This window comes from Aeromonas sp. TW 6 (genome assembly GCF_013168745.1).
Lineage (GTDB): Bacteria > Pseudomonadota > Gammaproteobacteria > Enterobacterales > Aeromonadaceae > Aeromonas > Aeromonas caviae.
In genome coordinates, this window is sequence record NZ_JABERS010000015.1 from 48,907 (window position 1) to 73,524 (window position 24,618).

19 protein-coding genes are annotated in these 24,618 nt (G+C 62.9%); 6 read left to right on the top strand and 13 right to left on the bottom strand.

Annotated elements, in window-relative coordinates:
* The first annotated feature begins 2 nt into the window (after positions 1-2).
* From nuoJ to nuoN, 5 genes are all read left to right on the top strand, one after another.
* On the top strand, positions 3-542 hold the full coding sequence (gene nuoJ / locus HKD46_RS09600; protein WP_010675035.1) for an NADH-quinone oxidoreductase subunit J: 540 nt from the start codon (positions 3-5) through the stop codon (positions 540-542).
* Between the two features lie 79 nt (positions 543-621).
* A complete protein-coding gene (gene nuoK / locus HKD46_RS09605; RefSeq protein WP_010675036.1) occupies positions 622-930 on the top strand; it encodes an NADH-quinone oxidoreductase subunit NuoK in 309 nt (102 codons plus the stop codon).
* Entirely contained in the window at positions 927-2,774 is a 1,848-nt protein-coding gene (gene nuoL / locus HKD46_RS09610; RefSeq protein WP_103243000.1) for an NADH-quinone oxidoreductase subunit L, read from the top strand. Before nuoK ends, nuoL begins: the two co-directional genes overlap by 4 nt.
* A gap of 69 nt (positions 2,775-2,843) precedes the next feature.
* Positions 2,844-4,361, top strand: coding sequence for an NADH-quinone oxidoreductase subunit M (gene nuoM / locus HKD46_RS09615; protein ID WP_103244619.1), 1,518 nt, complete (start codon positions 2,844-2,846; stop codon positions 4,359-4,361).
* Positions 4,362-4,404: 43 nt separating this feature from the next.
* Positions 4,405-5,868, top strand: coding sequence for an NADH-quinone oxidoreductase subunit NuoN (gene nuoN, locus HKD46_RS09620; RefSeq protein ID WP_103242999.1), 1,464 nt, complete (start codon positions 4,405-4,407; stop codon positions 5,866-5,868).
* A gap of 269 nt (positions 5,869-6,137) precedes the next feature.
* On the opposite strand, the gene purL is transcribed toward nuoN, so the two are convergent.
* A complete protein-coding gene (gene purL, locus HKD46_RS09625; protein WP_124243918.1) occupies positions 6,138-10,031 on the bottom strand; it encodes a phosphoribosylformylglycinamidine synthase in 3,894 nt (1,297 codons plus the stop codon).
* Between the two features lie 149 nt (positions 10,032-10,180).
* Between purL and mltF the strand changes: the two genes are divergently transcribed.
* Complete coding sequence (mltF, locus tag HKD46_RS09630; RefSeq protein ID WP_113977578.1) at positions 10,181-11,674, top strand: membrane-bound lytic murein transglycosylase MltF; 1,494 nt, start codon at positions 10,181-10,183, stop codon at positions 11,672-11,674.
* A gap of 322 nt (positions 11,675-11,996) precedes the next feature.
* Here mltF and HKD46_RS09635 read toward each other — a convergent pair whose 3' ends face one another.
* From HKD46_RS09635 to pepB (HKD46_RS09690), 12 genes are all read right to left on the bottom strand, one after another.
* Positions 11,997-12,227 (bottom strand): zinc ribbon domain-containing protein, encoded by a 231-nt coding sequence (locus HKD46_RS09635; protein WP_039038718.1) that lies wholly within the window; start codon positions 12,225-12,227, stop codon positions 11,997-11,999.
* A gap of 123 nt (positions 12,228-12,350) precedes the next feature.
* Entirely contained in the window at positions 12,351-13,847 is a 1,497-nt protein-coding gene (der, locus tag HKD46_RS09640) for a ribosome biogenesis GTPase Der (RefSeq protein WP_010675045.1), read from the bottom strand.
* 74 nt (positions 13,848-13,921) lie between these two features.
* The gene (gene bamB / locus HKD46_RS09645; RefSeq protein ID WP_029314685.1) at positions 13,922-15,106 is read right to left on the bottom strand and encodes an outer membrane protein assembly factor BamB; all 1,185 of its coding nucleotides are present in this window, start codon (positions 15,104-15,106) and stop codon (positions 13,922-13,924) included.
* The gene (locus HKD46_RS09650; RefSeq protein ID WP_010675047.1) at positions 15,099-15,749 is read right to left on the bottom strand and encodes a tetratricopeptide repeat protein; all 651 of its coding nucleotides are present in this window, start codon (positions 15,747-15,749) and stop codon (positions 15,099-15,101) included. Before HKD46_RS09650 ends, bamB begins: the two co-directional genes overlap by 8 nt.
* A gap of 3 nt (positions 15,750-15,752) precedes the next feature.
* A complete protein-coding gene (gene hisS, locus HKD46_RS09655; protein WP_039038721.1) occupies positions 15,753-17,030 on the bottom strand; it encodes a histidine--tRNA ligase in 1,278 nt (425 codons plus the stop codon).
* 138 nt (positions 17,031-17,168) lie between these two features.
* Positions 17,169-18,299, bottom strand: coding sequence for a flavodoxin-dependent (E)-4-hydroxy-3-methylbut-2-enyl-diphosphate synthase (gene ispG / locus HKD46_RS09660; protein ID WP_010675049.1), 1,131 nt, complete (start codon positions 18,297-18,299; stop codon positions 17,169-17,171).
* Between the two features lie 10 nt (positions 18,300-18,309).
* On the bottom strand, positions 18,310-19,230 hold the full coding sequence (locus HKD46_RS09665) for a RodZ domain-containing protein (protein WP_171865349.1): 921 nt from the start codon (positions 19,228-19,230) through the stop codon (positions 18,310-18,312).
* Positions 19,220-20,011 carry a PilW family type IVa pilus biogenesis/stability lipoprotein TapF gene (tapF, locus tag HKD46_RS09670; protein WP_080768047.1) on the bottom strand — a complete coding sequence of 264 codons (792 nt, stop codon included), beginning with the start codon at positions 20,009-20,011 and terminating at the stop codon, positions 19,220-19,222. Before tapF ends, HKD46_RS09665 begins: the two co-directional genes overlap by 11 nt.
* A gap of 11 nt (positions 20,012-20,022) precedes the next feature.
* Positions 20,023-21,126: a bifunctional tRNA (adenosine(37)-C2)-methyltransferase TrmG/ribosomal RNA large subunit methyltransferase RlmN gene (locus HKD46_RS09675; protein WP_039038724.1), complete on the bottom strand. Its 1,104-nt coding sequence runs from the start codon at positions 21,124-21,126 to the stop codon at positions 20,023-20,025.
* A gap of 167 nt (positions 21,127-21,293) precedes the next feature.
* Positions 21,294-21,722, bottom strand: a complete 429-nt coding sequence (ndk, locus tag HKD46_RS09680; protein WP_010675053.1) for a nucleoside-diphosphate kinase — start codon at positions 21,720-21,722, stop codon at positions 21,294-21,296.
* A 277-nt stretch (positions 21,723-21,999) separates the two neighbouring features.
* Positions 22,000-23,283, bottom strand: a complete 1,284-nt coding sequence (gene pepB / locus HKD46_RS09685; protein ID WP_171865350.1) for an aminopeptidase PepB — start codon at positions 23,281-23,283, stop codon at positions 22,000-22,002.
* The gene (gene pepB, locus HKD46_RS09690) at positions 23,280-24,581 is read right to left on the bottom strand and encodes an aminopeptidase PepB (protein ID WP_171865351.1); all 1,302 of its coding nucleotides are present in this window, start codon (positions 24,579-24,581) and stop codon (positions 23,280-23,282) included. The genes pepB (HKD46_RS09685) and pepB (HKD46_RS09690) overlap by 4 nt, the downstream gene beginning before the upstream one ends.
* Positions 24,582-24,618: the final 37 nt, after the last annotated feature.

Consider the following 24,618-nt stretch of genomic DNA (forward strand, 5'->3'; position numbering starts at 1 on the left):
TCATGGAACTGGCATTCTATGCCGCGGCCCTGGTCGCCGTTTACAGCACGCTGCGGGTGATCAGCACCAGCAACCCCATGCATGCGCTGCTCAATCTCATCATCTCCCTCATCGCCGTGGCCATGATCTTCTTCTGCCTGGGCGCCGCCTTTGCGGGGGCCCTGCAGGTGATCGTCTACGCCGGCGCCATCATGGTGCTGTTCGTGTTCGTGGTGATGATGCTGAACCTGGGGAGCGCCCAGGATCAGGAGAAGAAGTGGCTCACCCCCATGACCTGGGGTGGCCCGGCCCTGCTCTCCCTCATTTTGCTGGGCTTTCTGGCCCACGGCATTCTCGGCGTGACCGGCGGTGAACTGGGTCTGACCGAGGTCAGCGCCAAGGAAGTCGGTATCGCCCTGTTCGGCCCCTATGTGCTGGCGGTGGAGCTCGCCTCCATCCTGCTGCTGGCGGGTCTGGTCACCGCCTATCACCTGGGCCGCGAGGACAAGAGCGGGGAAGTGCTCTCCGTGCCTCGCACCACACAGGAAGGAGGTCAGCAATGAGCGACATCCCCGTGGTGATGCATGGCTCGCTGCCGGCAGCCCGCCCCCTTTCCATCCAGCAAGCACAAGGAGCATGGCGATGAGTGGAATTCCCATGGAGCACGGCCTCCTGCTGGCGGCCATTTTGTTTGCCATCGGCCTGTGCGGCCTGCTGATACGCCGCAACCTGTTGTTTATCCTCATGAGTATCGAAATCATGATGAACGCGTCCGCCCTGGCATTCGTGGTGGCGGGTAGCCGCTGGGCCCAGGCCGACGGCCAGATCATGTACATACTGGTGATTTCTCTGGCGGCAGCGGAGGCCAGTATCGGCCTCGCCCTGTTACTGCTGCTCTATCGTCGTTACCACACCCTGAACGTGGACACTGTGAGCGAGATGCGCGGATGAGCCTCCTATATCTGACTTTCCTGTTCCCGCTGCTGGGATGGCTGCTGCTGGCCTTCTCCCTCGGCCGCCTCGGCGAGCGCACCTCGGCGCTCATCGGTGTCGGCAGCATCGGTCTCTCGGCCCTCACTACCCTGTGGGTCGGCATCGATTTTCTCAATACCATGCCGGAAGGCGGCGTCTATACCCAGACCCTGTGGCAGTGGATGACGGTGGGCGAGTTCCAGCCCGCCTTCCGTCTCTCCCTGGATGGGCTGTCGCTGACCATGCTGGGGGTCGTGACCGGGGTGGGCTTCTTCATCCACCTGTTCGCCTCCTGGTACATGCGCGGGGAAGAGGGGTATTCGCGCTTCTTCACCTACACCAACCTCTTCATCGCCAGCATGCTGTTCCTGGTGCTGGCCGATGACCTGCTGTTCGTCTATCTGGGTTGGGAAGGGGTGGGGCTGTGCAGCTACCTGCTGATCGGCTTCTACTACAAGGATCGCAACAACGGCGCCGCCGCCCTCAAGGCGTTCGTGGTGACCCGGGTCGGCGACGTCTTCCTCGCCATCGGGCTCTTCGTGCTCTATCGCGAGCTCGGCACCCTCAACATTCACGAGCTGCTGGTGCGCGCCCCCGCGATGTTCGCAGAAGGCTCCCCTGCCCTGTCGTTCGCCTGCCTGATGCTGCTCGGCGGCGCGGTCGGCAAATCCGCCCAGCTGCCGCTGCAGACCTGGCTGGCAGACGCCATGGCGGGCCCGACCCCGGTCTCGGCGCTGATCCACGCGGCCACCATGGTGACTGCTGGTGTCTATCTCATCGCCCGCACCCACGGCCTCTTCCTGCTGGCACCGGAGATCCTCCATCTGGTGGCGCTGGTTGGTGCCATTACCCTGGTACTGGCGGGCTTCGCCGCCCTGGTACAGACCGACATCAAGCGGATCCTGGCCTACTCCACCATGAGCCAGATTGGCTACATGTTCCTGGCCCTCGGCGTTGGTGCCTGGGAAGGGGCCATCTTCCACCTGATGACCCACGCCTTCTTCAAGGCGCTGCTGTTCCTCTCCGCCGGGGCCGTCATAATCGCGACCCACCACGAGCAGAACATCTTCAAGATGGGAGGCCTGCGCAAATCGCTGCCGCTGGTCTACGCCTGCTTCCTGGTGGGGGGCTCGGCCCTGGCCGCGCTGCCACTGGTGACCGCCGGTTTCTACAGTAAGGACGCCATCCTCTGGCAGGTGCAGGCCAGCGGCCAGAGCGCCCTGCTGTGGGCCGGTCTGGGTGGTGCCTTCCTCACCTCCCTCTACACCTTCCGCCTCATCTTCATCGCCTTCCACGGCAAGGAGCAGACCCAGACTCACGCCGGACAGGGCCTTGCCCACCATCTGCCACTGCTGGTGCTGCTGGTGCTCTCCACCGGAGTCGGCGCCCTCATCGTGCCGCCGCTGGCAGGAGTGCTGCCGGCCGGCCCGGGGGATCACATCGAAGAGGGACGCCATGGCCTCGAGATCCTCTCAGGCGTCATCGCCGTGGCAGGCATTGCGCTGGCCGCCTTCCTCTTCCTCGGCGAACGTCGCCTGGCGAAGGGGATCGCCGAGAGTGCACCGGGGCGGGCTCTGTCCACCCTCTGGTTCAATGCCTGGGGCTTTGACTGGCTTTATGACCTGATTTGGGTCAAGCCCTACCTGCTGGCGACTCGCCTGCTCGGCAAGGATCCGCTGGACAGGATGATGAACCTGCCCGCCGTACTGGCCCAGGGGGGGCATCAGCTGCTGGCCTGGACCGTCTCCGGCAAGTTGCGCTGGTACGCAGCCTCCATGGGGATGGGCGCCGCCCTGATCCTGGCCCTGCTGCTGCTCGGCTGATCCATGAGCCCAATATTGTGTGGCAGGCTCAGCGCCTGCCCGACTAGAACCTAGATGAGAGCTGATATCGTGACCTTACTCTGGATCTTGCTAATTCCCTTCATCGGCGGCTTGCTCTGCTGGCAGATGGAGCGGCTCGGCGGACAGTTTGTCCGCTGGGTGGCCCTCGCCTCCATGAGCGCCTGTCTGGTGCTCTCCAGCGCCATCTGGCTCGGTGGTGACTTCACCCTCGCCAGCCCCGGCCTCCCCGTCTGGGCAGCCGAGTGGCAACAACCCTGGATCCCCCGCTTCGGCATCTCCCTGCACCTTGCCGTGGACGGGCTGTCTCTCCTGATGGTGATCCTCACCAGCTTCATCGGCGTGCTGGCCATCCTCTGTTCCTGGAAGGAGATCGTCCAGCGCATCGGCTTCTTCCACCTCAACCTGCTGTGGATCCTGGGTGGCGTGCTCGGCGTCTTCATGGCGGTGGATCTGTTCCTCTTCTTCTTCTTCTGGGAGATGATGCTGGTGCCGATGTACTTCCTGATCGCGCTCTGGGGCCACTCGGTCACCGATGGCAAGTCGCGCATCAACGCCGCCACCAAGTTCTTCATCTACACCCAGGCGAGCGGCCTCATCATGCTGGTGGCCATCCTGGGCCTGGTACTGACCCACCACGCCGCCACCGGTGTCTTCACCTTCAACTATCAGGAACTGCTCAACACCCCCATGAGCAGCACGGTACAGTGGCTGCTGATGCTGGGCTTCTTCATCGCCTTCGCGGTCAAGATGCCCCTGGTGCCGCTCCATGGCTGGCTCCCTGATGCCCACAGCCAGGCGCCCACCGCAGGCTCCGTGGATCTCGCGGGCATCTTGCTCAAAACCGCGGCCTACGGCCTGCTGCGCTTCACTCTGCCGCTCTTCCCCGAGGCGTCCGCCGAGTTTGCCCCCTACGCCATGGTGCTCGGCCTCATCGGCATCGTCTATGGCGCCCTGCTGGCCTTTGCCCAGACCGACATCAAGCGGCTGGTTGCCTACACCAGCATCTCCCACATGGGCTTCGTGATGATCGCCATCTACTCGGGCAGCGAGCTCGCCCTGCAAGGGGCAGTGGTACAGATGATTGCCCACGGGCTCTCGGCCGCCGGCCTCTTCATTCTGTGCGGCCAGCTCTACGAGCGTCTGCACACCCGGGATCTGCGCCAGATGGGCGGTCTCTGGGGACGGTTGCGCTACCTGCCCGGCGTGATGCTGTTCTTCTCCGTCGCATCCCTCGGGATGCCGGGGACCGGCAACTTCGTCGGCGAGTTCCTGATCCTCATCGGCAGCTTCCAGGTGGCCCCCGTCATCACCGTCATCGCCACCTTCGGGCTGGTGCTGGCCTCGGTCTACTCCCTCATCATGCTGCAGCGGGCCTGCTTCGGGACGCCCCGGGAGGAGAGCATGCTCAAGGGGCTGGATACCCGGGAACTGACCATGATGCTGACCATCGCCGGCCTCTTGGTGCTGCTCGGTCTCTATCCCCAGCCGGTGCTCGACACCGCCAGCAGCAGCCTGCTGAGCGTGCTGCACTGGTACGCGCTGCCGGGCACGGGGGCGCTGCAATGATGCTTTCTCTTTCGCCTTCCTTGTCCATGTCGGGAGCACTGTCATGACGTTTACTGTTTCTCAACTGCTGGCCCTGCTGCCCCTGTTGCTGACCACGGGGGCCATGGTGGCCCTGATGCTGGCCATCGCCTGGAAGCGCTGTGACGACACCGCCTTCGTGGTCACCATCATCGGCCTCAACCTCGCGCTCTTCTCCCTGCCCATCGTGATGGCCCAAGGGGATCAGGGGGTCACTCCCCTGCTGCAAGTGGACGCTTACGCGGTCTTCTACATGGGGCTGGTGCTCATCGGGGCCCTGGCCACCTGCACCTTCGGTCGCACCTGGCTCAAGGGCTATCCGGACAACCGGGAAGAGTTCTACCTGCTGCTGCTCATCGCCACCGCCGGTGGTCTGGTGCTGGCGGCCTCCCGTCACCTCGCCTCGCTCTTCATCGGGATCGAGATGCTGACCCTGCCCATGTTCGGTCTGGTGGGGTATGCCTATCGCGAGCGGCGCTCGCTGGAAGCCAGCATCAAGTACATGGTGCTCTCCGCCAGTGCCACCGCCTTCCTGCTGTTCGGCATGGCACTGCTCTACGCCCAGGCCGGAAGCCTGAGCTTCAGCGATCTCGGTGTGACCCTGGCCCAGAGCCCGGCTCACCATCCGCTGCTGATGGGGGGCTTTGGCCTGATGCTGGTCGGCTTTGCGTTCAAGCTGTCCCTCGCCCCCTTCCACCTCTGGACCCCGGACGTCTATGAAGGGGCGCCGGCACCGGTGGCCACCTTCCTCGCCACCGTCAGCAAGATAGCCGTGTTCTGCGTGCTGCTGCGCTTCTACCTGGCAGTACCCGCCACCTCGGATCCCATGATCCACTGGCTGCTGGCGGCCATGGCGGTCGTCTCCATCGTGGTCGGCAACCTCCTGGCGCTGATCCAGACCAACATCAAGCGGATGATGGGTTACTCCTCCATCTCCCACTTCGGCTATCTGCTGGGGGTGGTGGTGGCAAGCCGCCTCGGCGAGATGCCGGTGGAAGCGGCGGGTGTCTACCTGCTGATGTACCTGTTCACCAGCCTGGGGGCCTTCGGCGTCATCAGCATGATGTCCAGCCCCTATCGCGGCAAGGATGCGGACTCCCTGCACAGCTATCGCGGTCTGTTCTGGAAGCGCCCCTATCTGACGGCGGTGATGACGGTGATGATGCTCTCCCTCGCGGGTATCCCCATGACACTGGGCTTCATCGGCAAGTTCTACCTCATCGGCGTCACCGTCGATGCCAAGCTGTGGTGGCTCAGTGGCGCCATCGTGCTCGGCAGTGCCCTGGGGCTCTACTACTACCTGCGGGTCATGGTCACCCTCTACCTGCGTGAACCCGGCATGCAACTGCGCGATGCCAGGGCCGACTGGGCCTTCTCCTCCGGGGGCCTGGTGGTGCTGCTCTCCGCCATTCTGGTGGTATTGCTCGGCATCTACCCCCAGCCCGTCATCAGTCTGGTACAGGGCTTCCAGCACGTGGTGCTGCGCTAGCCTCAAGTTCACAGTTCACACAGCGAAACCGGCCTCCGTGGCCGGTTTTTTATGTCCGCCAAGGCCCGGTCCGGCTTGCCCGTCTGGCAGGCGATACCAGATCGGTCCTCTCAATCCATGCCATATCCTTCAGCAAGCAGCTCGCCGAGCAGCGAGCTGAAGATGGCCTTGCCCCCATCGTGCTCGCCTCCTCCTGCCCTCCCCATTCTCAGACCCATGCCCATAAAAAAACCGGCCACTGGGGCCGGTTTTTGGTTTCTTGCTGGCGCTTAACCCAGGCGAACCCGAGCATTGCGGAACATGCGCATCCAGGCGCCATCCTCTCCCCAGTTGTCCGGGTGCCAGGAGTTGGCCACGGTGCGGAACACCCGCTCCGGGTGCGGCATCATGATGGTGGCGCGACCGTCCGCACTGGTCACCGCGGTGATACCGTCAGGGGAGCCGTTGGGGTTGGCCGGGTATTGCACGGTGACGTTGCCGCGGTTGTCCACGAAACGCAGCCCCACCAGACCGCTCTGTTGCAGCGCAGCCAGGTGAGCAGCATCGCGCACTTCCACGCGCCCTTCCCCGTGGGAGACGGCAATCGGCATCACGGAGCCCGCCATCCCGGCGAAGAAGGCGGACGGGGAGTCCTGCACTTCCACCAGGCTGAAGCGCGCCTCGAAGCGCTCGGAGCGGTTGCGCACGAAGCGCGGCCAGAGATCGGCCCCCGGGATGAGGTCGCGCAGGTTGGACATCATCTGGCAGCCGTTGCACACCCCCAGGGAGAGGGTATCGCCGCGCTCGAAGAAGCGCTGGAACTGCTCACGGGCGTTGTCGTTGAACAGGATGGACTTGGCCCAGCCTTCCCCAGCACCCAGCACGTCGCCGTAGGAGAAGCCGCCACATGCCACCAGGGTCTGGAAATCTTCCAGCTTGATGCGCCCCTCGAGGATGTCGCTCATGTGCACGTCGACAGCGGTGAAGCCGGCGCGGTCAAAGGCGGCCGCCATCTCCACGTGGGAGTTGACCCCCTGCTCGCGCAGCACCGCCAGACGGGGAGAAACCCCGCGAGCGATATAGGGCGCGGCCACGTCGTCGGACGGGTTGTAGGTGAGCCTGGCCTGCAGACCCGGATCGGTGGCGTCCTGGCGGGCGGCATGCTCCTGATCGGCGCACTCCGGGTTGTCGCGCAGGCGCTGCATCTGCCAGCTGGTCTCGCCCCAGATGGTGCGAAGGGCAGTGCGGCTGGCGCGATACACTTCGCTGCCGGCACGCTGGAACAGGATGAGGTCGTCTTCGCGCACCGTGCCCAGCACATGGGAGCAGGCTGCCAGACCGTGACCGGCCAGCAGGGTCAGCACCGCTTCCTTGTCTTCGCGACGAACCTGGATGACGGCCCCCAGCTCCTCGTTGAACAGGGCCGGCAGCAGGTCGCCACCCACGCGATCGAGCTGGATGTCGAGGCCGCAGTGACCGGCAAACGCCATCTCGGTCAGGGTGACGAAGAGGCCGCCGTCAGAGCGGTCGTGGTAGGCAATCAGCTTGCGATCCGCCACCAGCGCCTGGATGGCGTTGAAGAAGCCCTTGAGCTGGACCGGGTTGTCCAGATCCGGAGCGCTTTGCCCAAGCTGGCGGTAAACCTGGGCCAGGGCCGAGGCGCCGAGGCGCTGCTTGCCGTTGCCAAGGTCGATGAGGATAAGGTCGGTCTCACCGAGATCGGTGCGCAGTTGCGGGGTCACGGTATTGCGCACGTCCTCGACCCGGGCAAACGCCGAGATGAGCAGGGAGAGCGGCGAGGTGACGCTGCGCTCTTCCCCGTCCTGTTGCCAGCGGGTCTTCATGGACATGGAGTCCTTGCCCACCGGGATGGTGATGCCAAGGGCCGGGCAGAGCTCTTCGCCCACCGCTTTCACGGCTTCGTAGAGACCCGCATCTTCCCCCGGGTGGCCGGCTGCGGACATCCAGTTGGCGGAGAGCTTGACCCGCTTGAGGGAGCCGATATTGGCTGGTGCCAGGTTGGTCAAGGCCTCGGCCACCGCCATGCGGGCGGAGGCGGCATGAGAGAGCAGCGCCACCGGGGTGCGCTCGCCCATGGACATGGCTTCACCGTGGTAGCTGTCGTAGGTCGCGGCGGTGACGGCGCAGTCAGCCACCGGGATCTGCCAGGGGCCGACCATCTGGTCGCGGTTGACGAGGCCCGTTACGGTGCGATCGCCGATGGTGATGAGGAAGGACTTCTCCGCCACGGTCGGCAGGCGCAGCACGCGCTCGGCGGCGTCGCTGAGGGTGATGCCGTCCAGTTGCAGCGCCTTGCCCTGGGCGGGCAGGCTCTGCACGTCGCGGTGCATCTTGGGCGCCTTGCCAAGCAGCACGTCCAGCGGCAGATCGATGGGCTGGTTGTCAAAGTGATCATCAGAGAGAGTGAGATGCTTCTCTTCGGTGGCGGTGCCGATGACGGCATAGGGCGCGCGTTCGCGCTCGCACAAAGCCTTGAACAGAGGCAGCTTGTCCTGGGCCACGGCCAGCACATAGCGCTCCTGGGATTCGTTGCACCAGACTTCCAGCGGGCTCATGCCCGGCTCGTCGTTCGGAATGGCACGCAAGTCGAAGCGACCACCGCGCTCCCCGTCGCTCACCAGCTCCGGCATGGCGTTGGAGAGACCACCGGCGCCCACGTCGTGGATGAAGACAATCGGGTTGTCGTCCCCCAGTTGCCAGCAGCGGTCGATCACTTCCTGGCAGCGACGCTCCATCTCGGGGTTGTCACGCTGCACGGAGGCGAAGTCGAGATCTTCGGCAGACTGACCGGAAGCCATGGAGGAGGCTGCGCCGCCACCCAGGCCGATGTTCATGGCCGGACCACCCAGCACGATGAGGGCCGCCCCCACCGGGATCTCCCCTTTCTGGACGTGCTCGCTGCGGATGTTGCCGATGCCACCCGCCAGCATGATGGGCTTGTGGTAGCCGCGCACCTCGACGCCGTTGTGGCTCGGCACCTGCTCTTCGAAGGTACGGAAGTAACCCAGGATGGCAGGGCGACCGAATTCGTTGTTGAAGGCGGCGCCGCCAAGGGGCCCTTCCTGCATGATGTCAAAGGCACTGACGATGCGGCTCGGCTTGCCGAAGTCCTGCTCCCAGGGCTGCTCGAAACCGGGGATGCGCAGGTTGGAGACGGAGAAGCCCACCAAGCCCGCCTTGGGCTTGGCGCCACGGCCTGTCGCACCCTCGTCGCGGATTTCGCCGCCGGAGCCGGTGGCGGCACCCGGGAAGGGAGAGATGGCGGTCGGGTGGTTGTGGGTCTCCACCTTCATCAGGATGTCGACGCGCTCCTGGTGATACTGGTACTCACCGTTGGCGGGGCTCGGGAAGAAGCGGCCACCCTGGCTGCCTTCCATCACCGCGGCGTTGTCTTTGTAGGCAGACAGGACATGATCCGGCGTCTGCTCGAAGGTGTTCTTGATCATCTTGAACAGCGACTTGGGCTGCTGTTCACCGTCGATGGTCCAGTCGGCGTTGAAGATCTTGTGGCGGCAGTGCTCCGAGTTCGCCTGGGCAAACATGTAGAGCTCGATGTCGTTGGGATTGCGACCCAGCCGGGTGAAGTTGGTCACCAGGTAATCTATTTCGTCATCGGCCAGGGCCAGACCCAGGGTCACGTTGGCCTCTTCCAGGGCGGCGCGACCACCACCCAGCACATCTACCTGGGTAAAGGGGCGCGGCTCATGGTGAGCAAACAGGGCGGCAGCCTCGTTCATCTCGGCAAAGACTACTTCCATCATGCGATCGTGCAGCAGGGCCGCGATCTCGCTACGCTGGGCCACGCTCAGCTCACCCTTGGCCTGCACGTAATAGGCAATGCCGCGCTCCAGCCGCTTGACCTGTTTCAGGCCGCAGTTGTGGGCGATGTCGGTTGCTTTGGAAGACCAGGGGGAGATAGTGCCGGGGCGGGGGGTAACGAGGAACAGCTGACCGCTGGGGGTGTGTTCCGGGATGGTCGGGCCGTAGCGCAGAAGCTGGCCCAAGGTCGCTCGCTCGGGGGGCGACAGCGGGCTCGTCAGCTCGGCAAAATGCACGTATTCCGCATAGACGCTTGCTATCTCTACTCCTCTCTGTGCGCAGCTCTGCAGCAGCTTGTGGACACGAAACTCAGACAGTGCTGGGGCACCACGCAAGATTTCCATATACCTTTCTCACCAAGTTTTAGAGTGTGGGGGGATTTGAGACGCGCGTATTATAGGGATCAGGCCCATCCTGAACAAACGTTTTTCTCATCTCGCGCGGTGTGACTCCCTTCATACTCTCTGGTATAAAGGTGCCTCTTTTTTGACAAATGCCGTTTTTTTCAACAAGGGTACTCACCTACTTGCGCTGCATTTTTCGACTGTTCATCGGGATGATGTTGACGCTGGCCCTGGCCGGTTGCGACTTCTACCACCCCTCCAGCCAACTGGAGCAGATCCGCCAGCGAGGCGAGATCCGGGTTGGCACCCTCTATGGCCCCACTTCCTATTACCAGCGTGACGACACCGCACTGGGGTTCGACTACGAGCTGGCGCAGCTTTACGCCGACTGGCTGGGGGTCAAGCTGACCATAGTACCGGCCTACAGCACCGCCGAGCTGGTCGAGCAACTGCAAAAGGGCAAGCTGGATCTCGCCGCCGCCGCCATCGTCGTGACCCCGGAGCGGCGCAAGCTGTTCCGCTTCGGCCCCGGCTTCTACCAGGTCTCCCCCAAGCTGGTCTATCGCAACGGTTCCTCCAGGCCCAAGAACCTCGGTGACATCAAGGGCAGCATAGTGGTGCCGGCGGGCTCCACCGGCGAGGACCTGATGAAGGAGCTGGCCAAGCAGTACCCCAACCTGAAGTGGAGCACCAATCGGGATGCGGACGTGGAAGAGCTGCTCAAGCAGGTGGCCGACGGCAAGGTGGACTACACGGTGGTGCAGGACACCATACTGGCCCGTACCCAGCGCTACTACCCCGAACTCACCGAGGGCTTGACCCTCGCCAGCAAGCAGACCGTGGCCTGGGCCATGACCAAGCTGCCCGACGACAGCCTCTACGCCAGCATCATCGACTTCTTCGGTCAGCGCTTCATGGATGGCGCCATCGCCAAGCTCGACGAGAAGTACTTCGGCCACGTGCAGAACTTCGACTTCGTCGACACCCGTACCTTCCTGCAACGGGCCAAGAGCCTGCTGCCCAAGTACCAGGCTCTGTTCCAGACCCACGCCAAGGATATCGACTGGCGGCTGCTGGCCGCCATCAGCTATCAGGAATCCCACTGGGATCCCCAGGCACGCTCCTACACCGGGGTGCGTGGCATGATGATGCTCACCGGTCCGACCGCCAAGGCGATGGGGGTAAACGATCGCACCCACCCGGAAGAGAGCATCAAGGGGGGCGCCCGCTACCTGCAGGAGATGATGGCGAAGGTGCCCGACTCGGTCCCGGCGGACGAGAAAGTGTGGTTTGCCCTCACCGCCTACAACATCGGCTACGGCCACATGATGGATGCCCGCCGCCTGACCAAGGAGCTGGGCAAGAACCCGGACGCCTGGAGCGACGTGAAAGAGGTGCTGCCCCTGTTGCAGCAGTCACGCTGGCATCGCAAGGTGCGCTATGGCTATGCCCGTGGCGGCGAGGCGCGCAACTATGTCAACAACGTGCGCCAGTACTACCAGAGCCTGCTCTGGCTCGACAACGAACAGCAGAAGGCCCATCGTCGCGAGGAGCTGGACGAGGACGACAGCAGCGAGCCGGACGTGCCGGCACAGCGTCCGGCCATCATCGCCGAAGTGGTCAAACAGATCATCACCCCCTAGCCTCGCCGGGGGTGTGTTTTCCTGCCCTGTTCTCTGTTACCATCCTTGGGTATACGAGGGGCGCTGGAGCGAACTTATTGTAATGTATTCATTGCGTTGCAGTTCCTGCCAAGGGCCCTTTCGGCCCCACGCAAGACCAGGGAGGAGAACAGGATGCGAGCACGCAGAAGAGCCATATTGGCCCGAAAAACCAAATGTGCCTGGAGCCCGAGACGCAAGCTCAAGCTGGCCGACATGAAACGCAAGATCTGGCACAGAAACCGCTCCTTCACGCTGCTGATAGCGGAGCACACAGTATAAACCCGGCATCAGCCGGGTTTTTTTATGCCTTGTCAGGCTGCGCTTCAAACAGAACGGTGCGCTTGGAGACCAGGGTGTTGCAGTGGTTGCAAAAATAATCCACCGCGCCGCAAGCCCGAAGCCGCTCCAGCTCCTGCCCGCAGGCAGGACACAGGGCCCGGATGCGATAACGGGCCTGACACTGGCCACACGTCGTCTCGCGGCTGCGGCTGTCCAGTTCGCCCTGACAGGCAGGGCAGGTCAGCGTGTTCATTCTCTTCTCGACTCCTCTTTACGTCACTGTGCACCGGCGTCACTCGCAGCCCCTCTCCCGGTTTGTCTGCCCTGAAGAGGGCCACCAAGAAAAACGGCTGCCGGTAAGGGCAGCCGCAGGGCTTTATTTCTTCGCTTTGGCCTTGAGCAGGCGCTTGCGCTGGCGTTCCTGGCTCAGGGTCAGGGTGTTCTTCTTGCCCTCGAACGGGTTGACCGACTCCTGGAACTCCACACGGATCGGCGTCCCCATGATCTTCAACGACTTGCGGAAGTAGTTGATGAGGTAGCGCTTGTAGGAGTCAGGCAGGTCGTTCAACTGGTTGCCGTGGATCACGATGCGCGGCGGGTTGTAGCCACCGGCGTGGGCATACTTCAGCTTGACCCGGCGACCGTTCACCATGGGCGGCTGGTGATCTTCCTGGGCCATCTGCATGATGCGGGTCAGCATGGCGGTGCTGGTGCGGCGAGTCGCGGACTCGTAAGCCTCGTTGATGGATTCGAACAGGTGACCGACGCCACTACCGTGCAAGGCGGAGATGAAGTGCACCCGGGCGAAGTCGATGAAGCCCAGACGTCTGTCCAGCTCGTTCTTGACGTCCTCTTTCACCTTCTGATCCAGGCCGTCCCACTTGTTGACCACCAGTACCACGGAGCGGCCGCTGTTGAGCACGAAGCCGAGGATGCTCAAGTCCTGATCCGTGATGGTCTCCCGGGCGTCAATGACCAGCAGGCAGACGTTGGCATCTTCAATCGCCTTGAGCGTCTTGATGACGGAGAACTTCTCCACCGTCTCGTGCACCTTGCCACGGCGACGCACGCCGGCGGTGTCGATGACCACGTATTTCTGATCGTCGCGCTCCATGGGGATGTAGACGGAGTCGCGGGTGGTCCCCGGCATGTCGTAGACGATGACCCGATCTTCACCCAGCATGCGGTTGGTCAGGGTCGACTTGCCGACGTTGGGACGACCGACGATAGCAAATTTGATGGGCAGGTCGGCGAACGGCGTCTCCTTGGTATCTTCCCGGGTGTCGAGCTCACCGGCAGCCACCATGCGCAGCAGGGCCTCTTCGTCGAACTCCTCCAGCTCCTCTTCCTCTTGTGCCTCGGTGGCAGAGCCGACCAGGGTCTCGAGGTGGGGGGCCAGGGCCAGCTCCAGCAGGCTCAGTACGCCACGGCCGTGGGCGGCCGCCATCTGGTAGACCTCGCCCAGGGCCAGACCGTAGAACTCGGACACCGCGGAGTCACCGTCGATGCCGTCGGTCTTGTTGGCCACCAGAAACACCTTCTTGTGGGTCTTGCGCAGGTGCTCGGCGATGGCCTGATCCGCCGCGGTGAGACCGGCACGGGCATCCACCATGAAGAGCACCACATCGGCCTCTTCGATGGCCAGCAGGGACTGCTCGGCCATCTTCAGCTCGATCCCCTCCTCGGTGCCATCGATACCGCCGGTATCGACCACGATAAATTCCAGCTCGCCCAGCTTCGCCTGGCCATATTTGCGGTCCCGGGTCAAGCCGGGGAAGTCGGCAACCAGGGCATCCCGGGTACGGGTCAGGCGGTTAAACAGGGTGGATTTCCCCACGTTGGGGCGGCCCACCAGGGCAACTACAGGAGTCATAAAAGCCTCATTCTCAAGACGACAAAGGCTCCGGGTCCGAAGACCAGGAGCCGGATATTCACATTATCGGACGATCAAGGACGCTTGAGGGCGTACAACTTGCCGTCACGGCTCTGCACATACAGGGTGTCACCCTCCACCAGCGGAGCGGCATAGAGACCACTGCTGTCGAGCTGCTGCATGGCCTTGATGGTCCCGTCGGTACGGTCCAGCCAATACAGGTAACCTTCCACATCGCCGACCACCACATAGTCACCCAGGATGACGGGGGCGGTCACGGTGCGGTTTTCCAGCTGGGTGTTGGACCACAGCTCGAGACCGTTGCGACGATCGACCGCAAACAGATGGCTGCGGCTGTCGGTCAGCACGATGGCATTGCCGGTCACCGCCATGTCGCGATAACCGGAATACTTGCGCTTCCACACTTCGTCGCCGCTCATCAGCTTGCGCGCCATCAACTGGCCGTTGTAGGCGATGGCGTAGAGCTCATCACCGGCAATCAGCGGGCTGGCATCGACGTCCACCATCCGATCCAGTTCGGTGGCGCCGCGCGGGTCAGCCACCTTGGATTGACGCACAGGCTGGCCGTTGCTCAGCAGGGCGATGCCCACCTTGCCATCGGCGCGGCCATAGATGACGGCACCGTTGGTGATGATGGGGGCGCCGGCACTGCGCAGGGTCAGGGGCGGCTGCTCTTCGGACAGGGTCCACTGCAGCTTGCCTTCGTCGGTATCGAGCGCCACCAGGCGACCGGAGGTGGTCAGCACCACCACGCGGCCATCCTCGACGGCGGGGCTCGCCACCACTTCCCCAGGAACCGTGGTCTGCCACAGCACTTCGCCGTTGGCCTCGTTCAGGGCGTAGACCACCCCGTTTTCGGACCCGAGGAACAGCTTGCCGTAGCGAGAGACCAGACCACCGGAGAGACGGGCACTGCGCTTGTCGGCGTTGATGGGCAGATCTGCCAGATCCACGCTCCACAGCTCCTTGCCGCTCTCGCGCTCGAAGGCGGTCACATCGCCATCGCGGGCCGCTGCATAGATGCGGTCCTCTTCCACCACCGGCTTGAGCTGGGAGTAGAAGTCGCCGATGCCATCCCCGACCGAGGAGGACCATGCGGTATCGGCAGTGAACGCGGACTCGACCTTGGGCAGGGGTGCCATGGGGTTGAGATCTTCTTCCGAACTGAACAGGGAGCAGCCCTGCAAGGCGAAGGAGACAGCCACCCCCAGCGCCATTCGCTTGTACAGATTACGCATCCGGAGCCTCGCCCGCAGTGACGGCTGGCAGCGCCAGATCATCCATCTTCAGCTTGAGTTCGGCGCTGCTCTGCAGGCCGCCGGCATCCGCCGCCGCCTGATAGGCATCGCGCGCTTCTTCGGCCTTGCCCTGCTTTTGCAGGATGTCGCCGCGCACTTCCGCCACCTGGGCCTTGAAGGCGTCGTTGTTGATCTTGCCAAGCTGGGCCAGGGCCTCGTCAGCCTTGCCCTGATCGCTCAGGACCCGTGCCAGACGCAGGGCGGCGATGGGCTTGATGCTGTCATCGCCACTGGCGGCCACCTGGGTCAGCTGCTCGGCAGCCAGATCCAGCTTGCCCGCCTTGACGGCAGCCGCGGCCAGTTGCAGGGCGGCCAGCTCGGCATAGGCGTCACCCTTGTGAGCGGTAATGAAGCTCTTTGCCTGCTCCAGGGCGGCGTCGTCCCCCTTGGCGAGCTGGGCGGTCATCTCGTTGTAAGCCTGGGAGGCGGCTTCCTGGTTGTTCTGCTGCATCTCGTTGTAGTAGCGCCAGCCAAAGAGGCCGACCAGACCGATCACGGTCCCGGCGATCACCGAGGTGCCGTTCTCTTTCCACCAGTTCTTGATGACCTCAACCTGTTGTTCTTCAGTGGTATACACTTCCACAGCTTACTCTCCTTTCGCTGCCAGCAGGGCGATGGCGGCATCGACCGAGACGGTCTGTTGCTCGGCCTGGCCACGCAGATATTTGATGGTGATCTCCCCGCTTTGCACCTCGGTCTCCCCAAGGATCAGGGCAATGGCCGCGCCGCTCTTGTCGGCACGCTTGAGTTGTTTCTTGAAGTTGCCGCCGCCGCAGTGGCTCATGAGGCGCAAGTCCGGCAGGGCATCGCGCAGGCGCTCGGCCAGGGCAAAGCCAGCCTGCTCGGTCCCCTCACCCACCATGCAGAGATAGACATCCACCGCGGGGCGGATGTCAGCATTGAGTTCGAGGGTTTCAAGCATCAGCACCAGACGCTCCATCCCCATGGCAAAGCCCACCGCCGGGGTCGGCTGGCCACCGAGCTGCTCCACCAGGCCGTCGTAGCGACCACCGGCACAGACGGTGCCCTGGGCCCCCAGGCTGTTGGTCACCCACTCGAACACGGTCAGGTTGTAGTAGTCGAGGCCACGCACCAGACGCTCGTTCACCTCGAACTGGATGCCGGCCGCCGTGAGCAGGCGCTTGAGCCCTTCGAAGTGAGCCAGGCTCTCTTCGCCCAGGTGATCGAACAGACGGGGGGCACCTGCCAGGATGGCCTGTACTTTCTCGTCTTTGGAGTCGAGCACCCGCAGGGGGTTGCTGTACATGCGGCGCTGGCTCTCTTCGTCCAGCTCGCTCTTGTACTGTTCCAGATAGGCGACCAGGGCATCGCGATAGGCGGCACGTTCGCTGCTCTGGCCGAGGGTGTTGAGCTGCAAGGTGACGTGATCGCTGATGCCGAACAGACGCCACAGGCGGTGAGTCAGCATGATGAGCTCGGCATCGATGTCCGGCCCGTTGATGCCGAACAGCTCGACCCCGAATTGGTGGAACTGGCGATAGCGACCTTTCTGGGGACGCTCGTGACGGAACATGGGGCCCATGTACCACATCCGGCGTTCCTGGTTGTAAAGCAGACCGTGCTCGATGCCGGCACGCACACAACTGGCGGTCCCTTCCGGACGCAGGCTCAGGCTGTCGCCGTTGCGGTCTTCAAAGGTGTACATCTCTTTTTCGACCACGTCGGTCACTTCACCGATGGCACGCTTGAACAGATGGGTCTGCTCGACGATGGGCATGCGCACTTCGCTGTAGCCATAACTGGCCACGACCTGGCGCAGGATCTGTTCTACTTTCTGCCATACCGGGCTCTGCTCCGGCAGGCAATCATTCATACCGCGAATAGCTTGGATCTGTTTTGCCACGTTGATACTCGAGAAAAAGAGGTAAAATTTGGCCGCATTATAGGGATTTTCGACCCCGAGGTAAAATCGGGTGCCCGGATGCGGGATGTAAAATCAACAACCTAAAGCCGGGGCCACCCCAGGTGGCCCCGTCATGGTTCAACCTTTGTCCACCTGGATCTGGTTGGCCGGATCCAGCATGGCAGCCCGGGCACGGATGCGACGCTCCAGAGTCGGGATCAAATCCTTGTTGTCGAGCCGGTCGACCCGCTGGCCCCCCTCGTAGAAGGCACTCTTGTTGGCGGCGCCCGCAAGGCCGAGATCGGAGACCAGCGCCTCCCCCGGACCGTTCACCACACAGCCGATGATGGAGACATCCATCGGGGTGATGATGTCTTCGAGCCGCTCTTCCAGGGCGTTGACTGTGCCGATGACGTCGAACTCCTGACGGGAGCAGGAGGGACAGGCGATGAAGTTGATGCCGCGGGAACGGATGCGCAGGGATTTGAGGATGTCGAAGCCCACCTTCACCTCTTCCACCGGATCGGCGGCCAGGGAGATGCGCAGGGTGTCGCCAATCCCTTCGCTCAGCAACATGCCAAGGCCGATGGCGGACTTGACCGCGCCGGCGCGAAAACCGCCCGCTTCCGTGATGCCCAGATGCAGGGGTTGATCGATCTGCTTGGCCAGCAGGCGATAGGCTCCGACCGCCAGGAAGACATCGGACGCCTTGACACTCACCTTGAAGTTCTGGAAGTCGAGGCGATCCAGGTAATCCACGTGGCGCATGGCGGACTCCAGCAGCGCCTCCGGGGTCGGCTCGCCGTATTTCTCCTGGAGATCACGCTCAAGGGAACCGCCGTTGACGCCGATGCGGATGGGGATGTTGTAGTGACGGGCACAATCCACCACCGCACGCACCCGCTCTTCGTTGCCGATGTTGCCCGGGTTGATGCGCAGGCAGTCGGCCCCGTATTCGGCCACTTTGAGGGCGATGCGGTAGTCGAAGTGGATGTCGGCCACGATGGGGATGCGGGTCTGCTGCTTGATGAGCTTGAACGCTTCCGCCGCCTCCATGGTGGGGACGGAGACCCGGACGATGTCGGCGCCGACCCGCTCGATCCGCTGGATCTGCTCGACGGTAGCGGCCACGTCCGTGGTCTTGGTGTTGGTCATGGTCTGTACCGTGATGGGGGCATCGCCCCCAACCGGCACGTTGCCGACCATGATCTGTCTGGATTTGCGACGAACGATGGGTGATTCGTGTGCGGGCTTTTCGTGAACAGACATGGCGGACTGATTACTCCTGCGGCAGTGAGAAGCGGGCAGTCCGGCCGTTGTTGTAACGGCTCATGTCGAAGGACTTGCCCTGATATTCGAGATTGACCGCCATGGGCGCGCCAATGATGAATCTGAGTGGCTCGGGTCCTTCCAGTACCAGTTCGTCGTTCGCCTTCTTCAGACCGCTGAACAGGGTCTTGCCGTTGGCATCCTTGACGTCCAGCCAGCAATCGGCGGTGAAGCTCATCTTGAGCTGGGGCGCCTTGGCGGGCTCGGTGGTCGTGCTCTCGGCAGTCGAGACCGCACCGGAAACGTCCGTCGGGACGGCAGCGCTGGCATCCGTAGTGACCACAGGCAGGGTCGCGGTGGCACCGCTCACCACAACCTGGGTGGACACGGCATCGGACGCTGCGGGCAGCACGGGCTCGGCGACCTCCACGGCGGGGGCAACATTCGCTTCCGGCGTATTGACGGTCGCGCTCATCTCGGTCGCCGCCAGGGCGTCGTCACCGGCAGAGCGGCGCGCCGTGCTCTGCCACCACCAGGCGACGGAGAGCCCGATCAGCACCAGGATCACAAGCCAGGTCACCACCTTGAGCCGGCTGTCATTGGCCTGCTGGCGGGAGCGACGGGAGAAGCTCTGCATGTCGATGTTGTCGGGGGGAGTCAGTCCCAGCTTCTCGTAGGCGGCGAGGATGGTCTCCTCGGGGATGCCCACGAGCTTGGCATAGGCTCGCAGATAGCCACGAATGAAGGTATGGGACGTGTGCTTGTCATAGGTATCCGCTTCGATGGCGGCGATCAGGGTCAGACGAAGGTGAATGCGGGACGCAACCTGTTCCCGGGTCCAGCCGAGCTGTTCACGGGCGTTGCGCAGCAGCTGGCCTGGGCCCGCTGCCTGGGAGTCGTCTTGGAAATCGTGTGGCTGTTCAGTAGTCATTGGCTAAGTAACGCTTGGCTTGTTGCGAAGTGGGATATTGCCTTACCAGCTCAGTCCCGAATTGGTGAAGTAATGCCGGTTTGTCCATGGCCTGGGCCAGCCGCAGCCGGAGCCAGAGGCTCTCCTCGTTCTCCTCTGCCACGTCGGCAAAGCGCGCGAGGTAAGACTGGACATCAGGAAGCTTGCCATCTTTCATGGAAAGCTCGGCCATGTCCAGCAATAACCTAGGATTGCGGGGATTATACCCCAAGGCCAGACGATAATACTCGCCGGCCTTGTCATTTCTGTGATTTTGCATCGAGCAGAGCGCCGCATTCTCGTAGGTATCGGCGATCTTCACGTAATCGGGCTGGCTGACGGCCTGCAAGAACGCCTTTTCCGCTTCGTCGAAGCGGCCACGGTTGCAGAGGAAGGCGCCATAGTTGTTCATCGCGTCAGCATTGGACGGATCCATGGCCAGTGCTTTCTTGTAGCTCGCCTCGGCGGCCTTGAAATCCGACACCTGCTGGTAGAAATAGGCAAAACCGATGTAGACCTGAGGATTGTTGGGATCGTACTGAAGGGCGCGGTCGAGGTTGAATTTGGCCTGCTCGGCATTGCCCTGGCGCAGATACTGGATACCCAGATCGAGACGAGTCTGGGCGGCGGCCTTGAGGTCAGGACCCACTTCACGCTGGGTCGAATTCTGGCCAGCGTAAGTGGTCTCTGTGACACAACCTGGCAGCGCACAGAGCGCTGCCACTACGATCAATGTACGGATATCCATTTCCTGTCTATACAATGGCTTAGGAGTTAAACCATTTTGACGGAAATCCCATCCTGTTGCATCCGATTTTTCATGGTGCGCTTGGTGCGGTCGATCACCTCCCCCACCAGCTGCCCACAGGCGGCGTCGATGTCGTCACCACGGGTCTTGCGCACGATGACGGTCAGGCCGTATTCCATCAGCACCTTGGAGAAACGGTCGATACGGCTGTTGCTCGGCTTGCCAAACGGGTTGCCCGGGAAGGGGTTGAACGGGATCAGGTTGATTTTGCAAGGGGTTTCCTTGAGGACCTTGGCCAGCTCATGGGCATGCTGCATGTCGTCGTTGATGTGGTCGAGCAGCACATACTCCACGGTCACCCGGCCGCCGTTGGCGTTGGACTTGGCCAGATAGCGGCGTACACCGGCAAGGAAGGACTCGATGTTGTACTTGTCGTTGATCGGCATGATCTCGGAGCGAAGCGCATCGTTCGGCGCATGCAGGGAGATGGCCAGGGCAACGTCGATCTGGTCCCCCAGCATGTCCAGCGCCGGCACCACACCGGAGGTGGAGAGAGTGACGCGGCGCTTGGAGATGCTGAAGCCGAAGTCATCCATCATCAGCTTCATGGCCGGTACCACGTTGGCGAGGTTGAGCAGTGGTTCACCCATGCCCATCATCACCACGTTGGTGATGGGGCGCTTGCCGCCCACCACTTTGGCGGCACGCCACACCTGGCCGATGATCTCGGAAACTTTCAGGTTGCGGTTGAACCCTTGCTGGGCGGTGGAGCAGAAGGTGCACGCCAGGGCGCAGCCCACCTGAGAGGAGACGCACAGGGTCGCGCGGTCCGCTTCCGGAATGTAGACGGTCTCCACCTCCTGATCGCCCACCTGCAGCGCCCATTTGATGGTGCCATCGGCGGAGCGCTGCTCACGGCTGATCTCGGGAGCACGGATCTCGGCAATGGCCTTGAGCCGCTCGCGCAGCGCCTTGTTGACGTTGCTCATCTGATCGAAATCATCACAACCGAAGTGATAGATCCACTTCATTATCTGGTCTGCCCGGAACGGCTTCTCGCCCAACTCGACGAAGAAGGCACGCATGGCATCCCGGTCGAGATCCAGCAGGTTGGTTTTTGTTTCGCTCATCAGGGGCCTCAGCTCACACACTTCATAAATTATCGGCTGACCTACGTCAGGGGGCGGCATTGTACAAATAATGGGTCTGGCTTTCCACCTGGAGAATAAGTGGATATTGGCAGGATGACCAAAAAACAAAAGGGAGCCGAAGCTCCCTTGGTCACCAGCAGACAACATCAGCCGCGCGGGCAGATCTCGTCGTCGGAGAAGAAGTAGGCGATTTCACGGGCGGCAGAGGCCGGGGCATCGGAGCCGTGGACGGCGTTGCGATCGATGCTCTCGGCGTAGCAGGCGCGCAGGGTGCCGGCCAGCGCCTCTTTCGGGTTGGTGGCGCCCATGATTTCACGGTGACGGCGGATGGCGTCTTCACCTTCCAGCACCTGTACCATGACGGGGCCAGAGGTCATGAAGCCGACCAGACCATCATAAAACGGCTTGCCCTGGTGCTCGGCGTAGAAACCGGCGGCCTGTTCGCTGGTCAGGTGCAGCATCTTGGCGGCAACCACTTTCAGACCGGCGCTTTCGAAGCGGCTGTAAATGGCACCAATCAGGTTCTTGCTGACCGCATCCGGCTTGACGATGGAGAAGGTACGTTCGATAGCCATTGAGTTCTTTCCTTAACTACAGAGTTTTATTGTAGGAATCCATGTTCGGCGGCGATTATACGTAAACAAAAAACGAAATAACACACAAAAAATCAACTTTTTGTTAAACAAAAGAATCCTTGAAACAACATGGTGACTCATCTTGTGCCAGGGCAGAGAGAAAAAATGTGCGCTTGCGCACGATCGGCATGCTAATGCCTCAAAACCGTATCAATTGCTCAGCAAAGCAGCACTGGAAAGGGCACCCTGAGGTGCCCTTGTGATGCCGTTCACTGACTCAGCGCGTCTCCGCCAGCAGGGTATGGGCGATGGTGCGCATCCCCAGGGTATTGGCCCCGGGCGCCCACAGACTATCGCCGTTTTCGCTGAAGCAGGCGGCGAGATCGACATGCAGCCACCCTCTTCCCTCATCAGGGACAAAGCGGGAGAGGAAGCCCGCCGCGTTGGAGGCGCCCCCCGGTCCGCCGCCCGGCACGGGGCGGCTGTTGGCGGTGTCGGCATAGTGGGACGGGCACTGCTGGCGATGCCAGGGCTCCAGCGGCAGCGGCCATGCTGGCTCCTGTTCCGCATCCGAATAGGCCATGGCGCGGCTCACCAGCCCCTTGTCCAGTCCAAACAGGGCGTTGTAACGCCCTCCCATCGCCATCACGGCCGCCCCGGTGAGGGTGGCGGCGTCGATGATGAGCGGCGCACCAGACTCGCCGGCCAGTTGCAAGCCGTCGGCCAGGATCAGACGCCCTTCGGCGTCGGTATTGACCACCTCCACCGTGGTGCCGTTCTTGTAGGTGAGGATGTCACCCAGCTTGTAGGCATGGCCGGATACCAGGTTCTCGGCGCAGCAGAGGATGAGCTTCACCCGCTTGTCGAGGCCACGCAGAATGGCCAGCGCCAGCGCGCCGGTGACGATGGCGGCACCGCCCATGTCGTGTTTCATGGTCAGCATGCCCTGGGAGGTCTTCATGGAGTAGCCGCCGGAATCGAAGGTGATCCCCTTGCCCACCAGGGCGGCAGCTACCGGCGCCTTGGGATCCTTGCCCGGATTGAAATCCAGCTCCAGCATCACGGGCTCGCGGTCACTGCCACGACCCACTTGATAGAGACCGACCCAGCCCGCCTGTTGCAGCGCCTCTCCCTTGAGGATGCGATGGCTGATCCGGTCCGGTGCCAGCTCGGTGAGGAAGGCGGCGGCTTCGACCGCCAGCTCCAGTGGCCCCAGCTGCTCCGGGGTGGCGTTGGTCATCTCCCGCACCCAGCGCCCGCACAGCCAGCGCGCCTCCAGCTCCTCCCTGTCCTCCTCGGACGAAGTGGCCCACTGCAACCCCACTTCCGCCTTGGGCGTCTGCAGCCCCTGGGCAAAGGCCCACTGCTGCTCCCGCTCCCAGTGGCCAGCCAGCACCACCTGCTGGATCCCCTGGCTGCACAGGCGCCGCGCCGCCTGCTGGATATCCAGCAAGGGAGTGGCGCTCACCAGATGGATCACCATGCCGTCGGCACGGTGGGAGAGCAGTGCCCCCTCCCCCCACTCGGCCGGTGCAAACTCTCGGCTCAACCAGACGTTCATGCGCACACCTCCTGCAGCCAGCGGGCAATCGTGCGAAGACCATGGCCCTTGGCCCCGGTCGCCCAGAGATCATTGCCCGACTTCTGATAGGAAGCGGCCAGATCCAGGTGTACCCAGCCCCTGCCTTCGTCACGGACAAAGCGCGACAGGAAAGCCGCTGCGGTGGTGGCACCGGCAGTGCCTTCGGCGGACGCCACGTTGCCCAGCTCGGCAAAGGCCGAGGTGAGCTGGCCTGCGTGCCAGGGTTCGAGCGGCAGCGGCCAAGCTTTCTCGTTTTCGGCGTTGGCGGCAGCCAGCGCGCGCACCTGCTCCGCCTCATCAAGGGCAAACACGGCATTGTAGTCGCGGCCCAGCGCTGTCTTGGCGGCGCCGGTCAGGGTAGCGGCGTCGAGGATGTAGGCAGCCCCGCTTTCGCTCGCAGCCAGCAGGCCGTCTGCCAGCACCAGGCGACCTTCCGCGTCGGTATTCTGGATCTCGACCGAGATGCCGTTGCGATAGGTGAGGATGTCGCCGAGCTTGAAGGCGTGGCCGGAGACCAGGTTCTCGGCGCAGCAGAGGATGAGCTTGACCCGCTTGTTCAGGCCACGGCTGATGGCCAGCGCCAGGGCGCCGGTCACCATGGCGGCGCCGCCCATGTCGGACTTCATCGGCAGCATGTTGTCGGAGGACTTCATGGAGTAGCCGCCGGAATCAAAAGTGATCCCCTTGCCCACCAGCGCCGCGACCACGGGGGCGTTGGCATCCCCGGTCGGGTTGTAGTCGAGCTCCAGCAGCACCGGCTCGCGCTCGCTGCCACGGCCCACCGACCAGATCCCGATATGACCCGATTCACGCAAGGCTTCGCCAGCGGTGATGCGGGCGGTCACCTTGTCACCGCCAAGGCTGCGAATGAGCAGCAGAGCGGACTCCGCCAGGCTCATGGGGTAGATGGCTTCCGGGCAGCCGTTGGTCACCTCGCGCACCCAGTGGGTCGCTTTGAGCAGGGCGGCGAGTTCGGCCGCTTCCTGCGCGCTCTGTTCACCAAAATCGAGCTCGCGAACCCCCTTGGCGGCATAGAAGCCCTGGGCAAAGGCGTAACGACGCTCCCCATTCCACCCCTCGCCCACCAGCTTGATGCGCTTGATGCCGCTCGACTCGAGGCGTCTGGCAGCGCGCTGGATGGCGCGCAGCGCCTCCTTCTCCTGGCCAGCGGCCAGATGGAGATGGGCCTCGTCCCCGTTGAAACTGAGCAGGGCACCCTCGCCCCACTGGGCGGCGGCAGCCTGGGACGACAACCTTACGTTCATCATGTCAGCCATGTTCTCTTGCTTCCTTTTTATTGGCACTTTCATCAAC

Coding starts and splice junctions, on each gene's coding strand:
- nuoJ (WP_010675035.1), top strand. CDS start 3: ATGGAACTGGCATTCTATGCCGCGGCCCTGGTCGCCGTTTACAGCACG.
- nuoK (WP_010675036.1), top strand. CDS start 622: ATGAGTGGAATTCCCATGGAGCACGGCCTCCTGCTGGCGGCCATTTTG.
- nuoL (WP_103243000.1), top strand. CDS start 927: ATGAGCCTCCTATATCTGACTTTCCTGTTCCCGCTGCTGGGATGGCTG.
- nuoN (WP_103242999.1), top strand. CDS start 4,405: ATGACGTTTACTGTTTCTCAACTGCTGGCCCTGCTGCCCCTGTTGCTG.
- purL (WP_124243918.1), bottom strand. CDS start 10,031: ATGGAAATCTTGCGTGGTGCCCCAGCACTGTCTGAGTTTCGTGTCCAC.
- mltF (WP_113977578.1), top strand. CDS start 10,181: ATGCCGTTTTTTTCAACAAGGGTACTCACCTACTTGCGCTGCATTTTT.
- HKD46_RS09635 (WP_039038718.1), bottom strand. CDS start 12,227: ATGAACACGCTGACCTGCCCTGCCTGTCAGGGCGAACTGGACAGCCGC.
- der (WP_010675045.1), bottom strand. CDS start 13,847: ATGACTCCTGTAGTTGCCCTGGTGGGCCGCCCCAACGTGGGGAAATCC.
- bamB (WP_029314685.1), bottom strand. CDS start 15,106: ATGCGTAATCTGTACAAGCGAATGGCGCTGGGGGTGGCTGTCTCCTTC.
- ispG (WP_010675049.1), bottom strand. CDS start 18,299: ATGTCTGTTCACGAAAAGCCCGCACACGAATCACCCATCGTTCGTCGC.
- HKD46_RS09665 (WP_171865349.1), bottom strand. CDS start 19,230: ATGACTACTGAACAGCCACACGATTTCCAAGACGACTCCCAGGCAGCG.
- HKD46_RS09675 (WP_039038724.1), bottom strand. CDS start 21,126: ATGAGCGAAACAAAAACCAACCTGCTGGATCTCGACCGGGATGCCATG.
- ndk (WP_010675053.1), bottom strand. CDS start 21,722: ATGGCTATCGAACGTACCTTCTCCATCGTCAAGCCGGATGCGGTCAGC.
- pepB (WP_171865350.1), bottom strand. CDS start 23,283: ATGAACGTCTGGTTGAGCCGAGAGTTTGCACCGGCCGAGTGGGGGGAG.
- pepB (WP_171865351.1), bottom strand. CDS start 24,581: ATGGCTGACATGATGAACGTAAGGTTGTCGTCCCAGGCTGCCGCCGCC.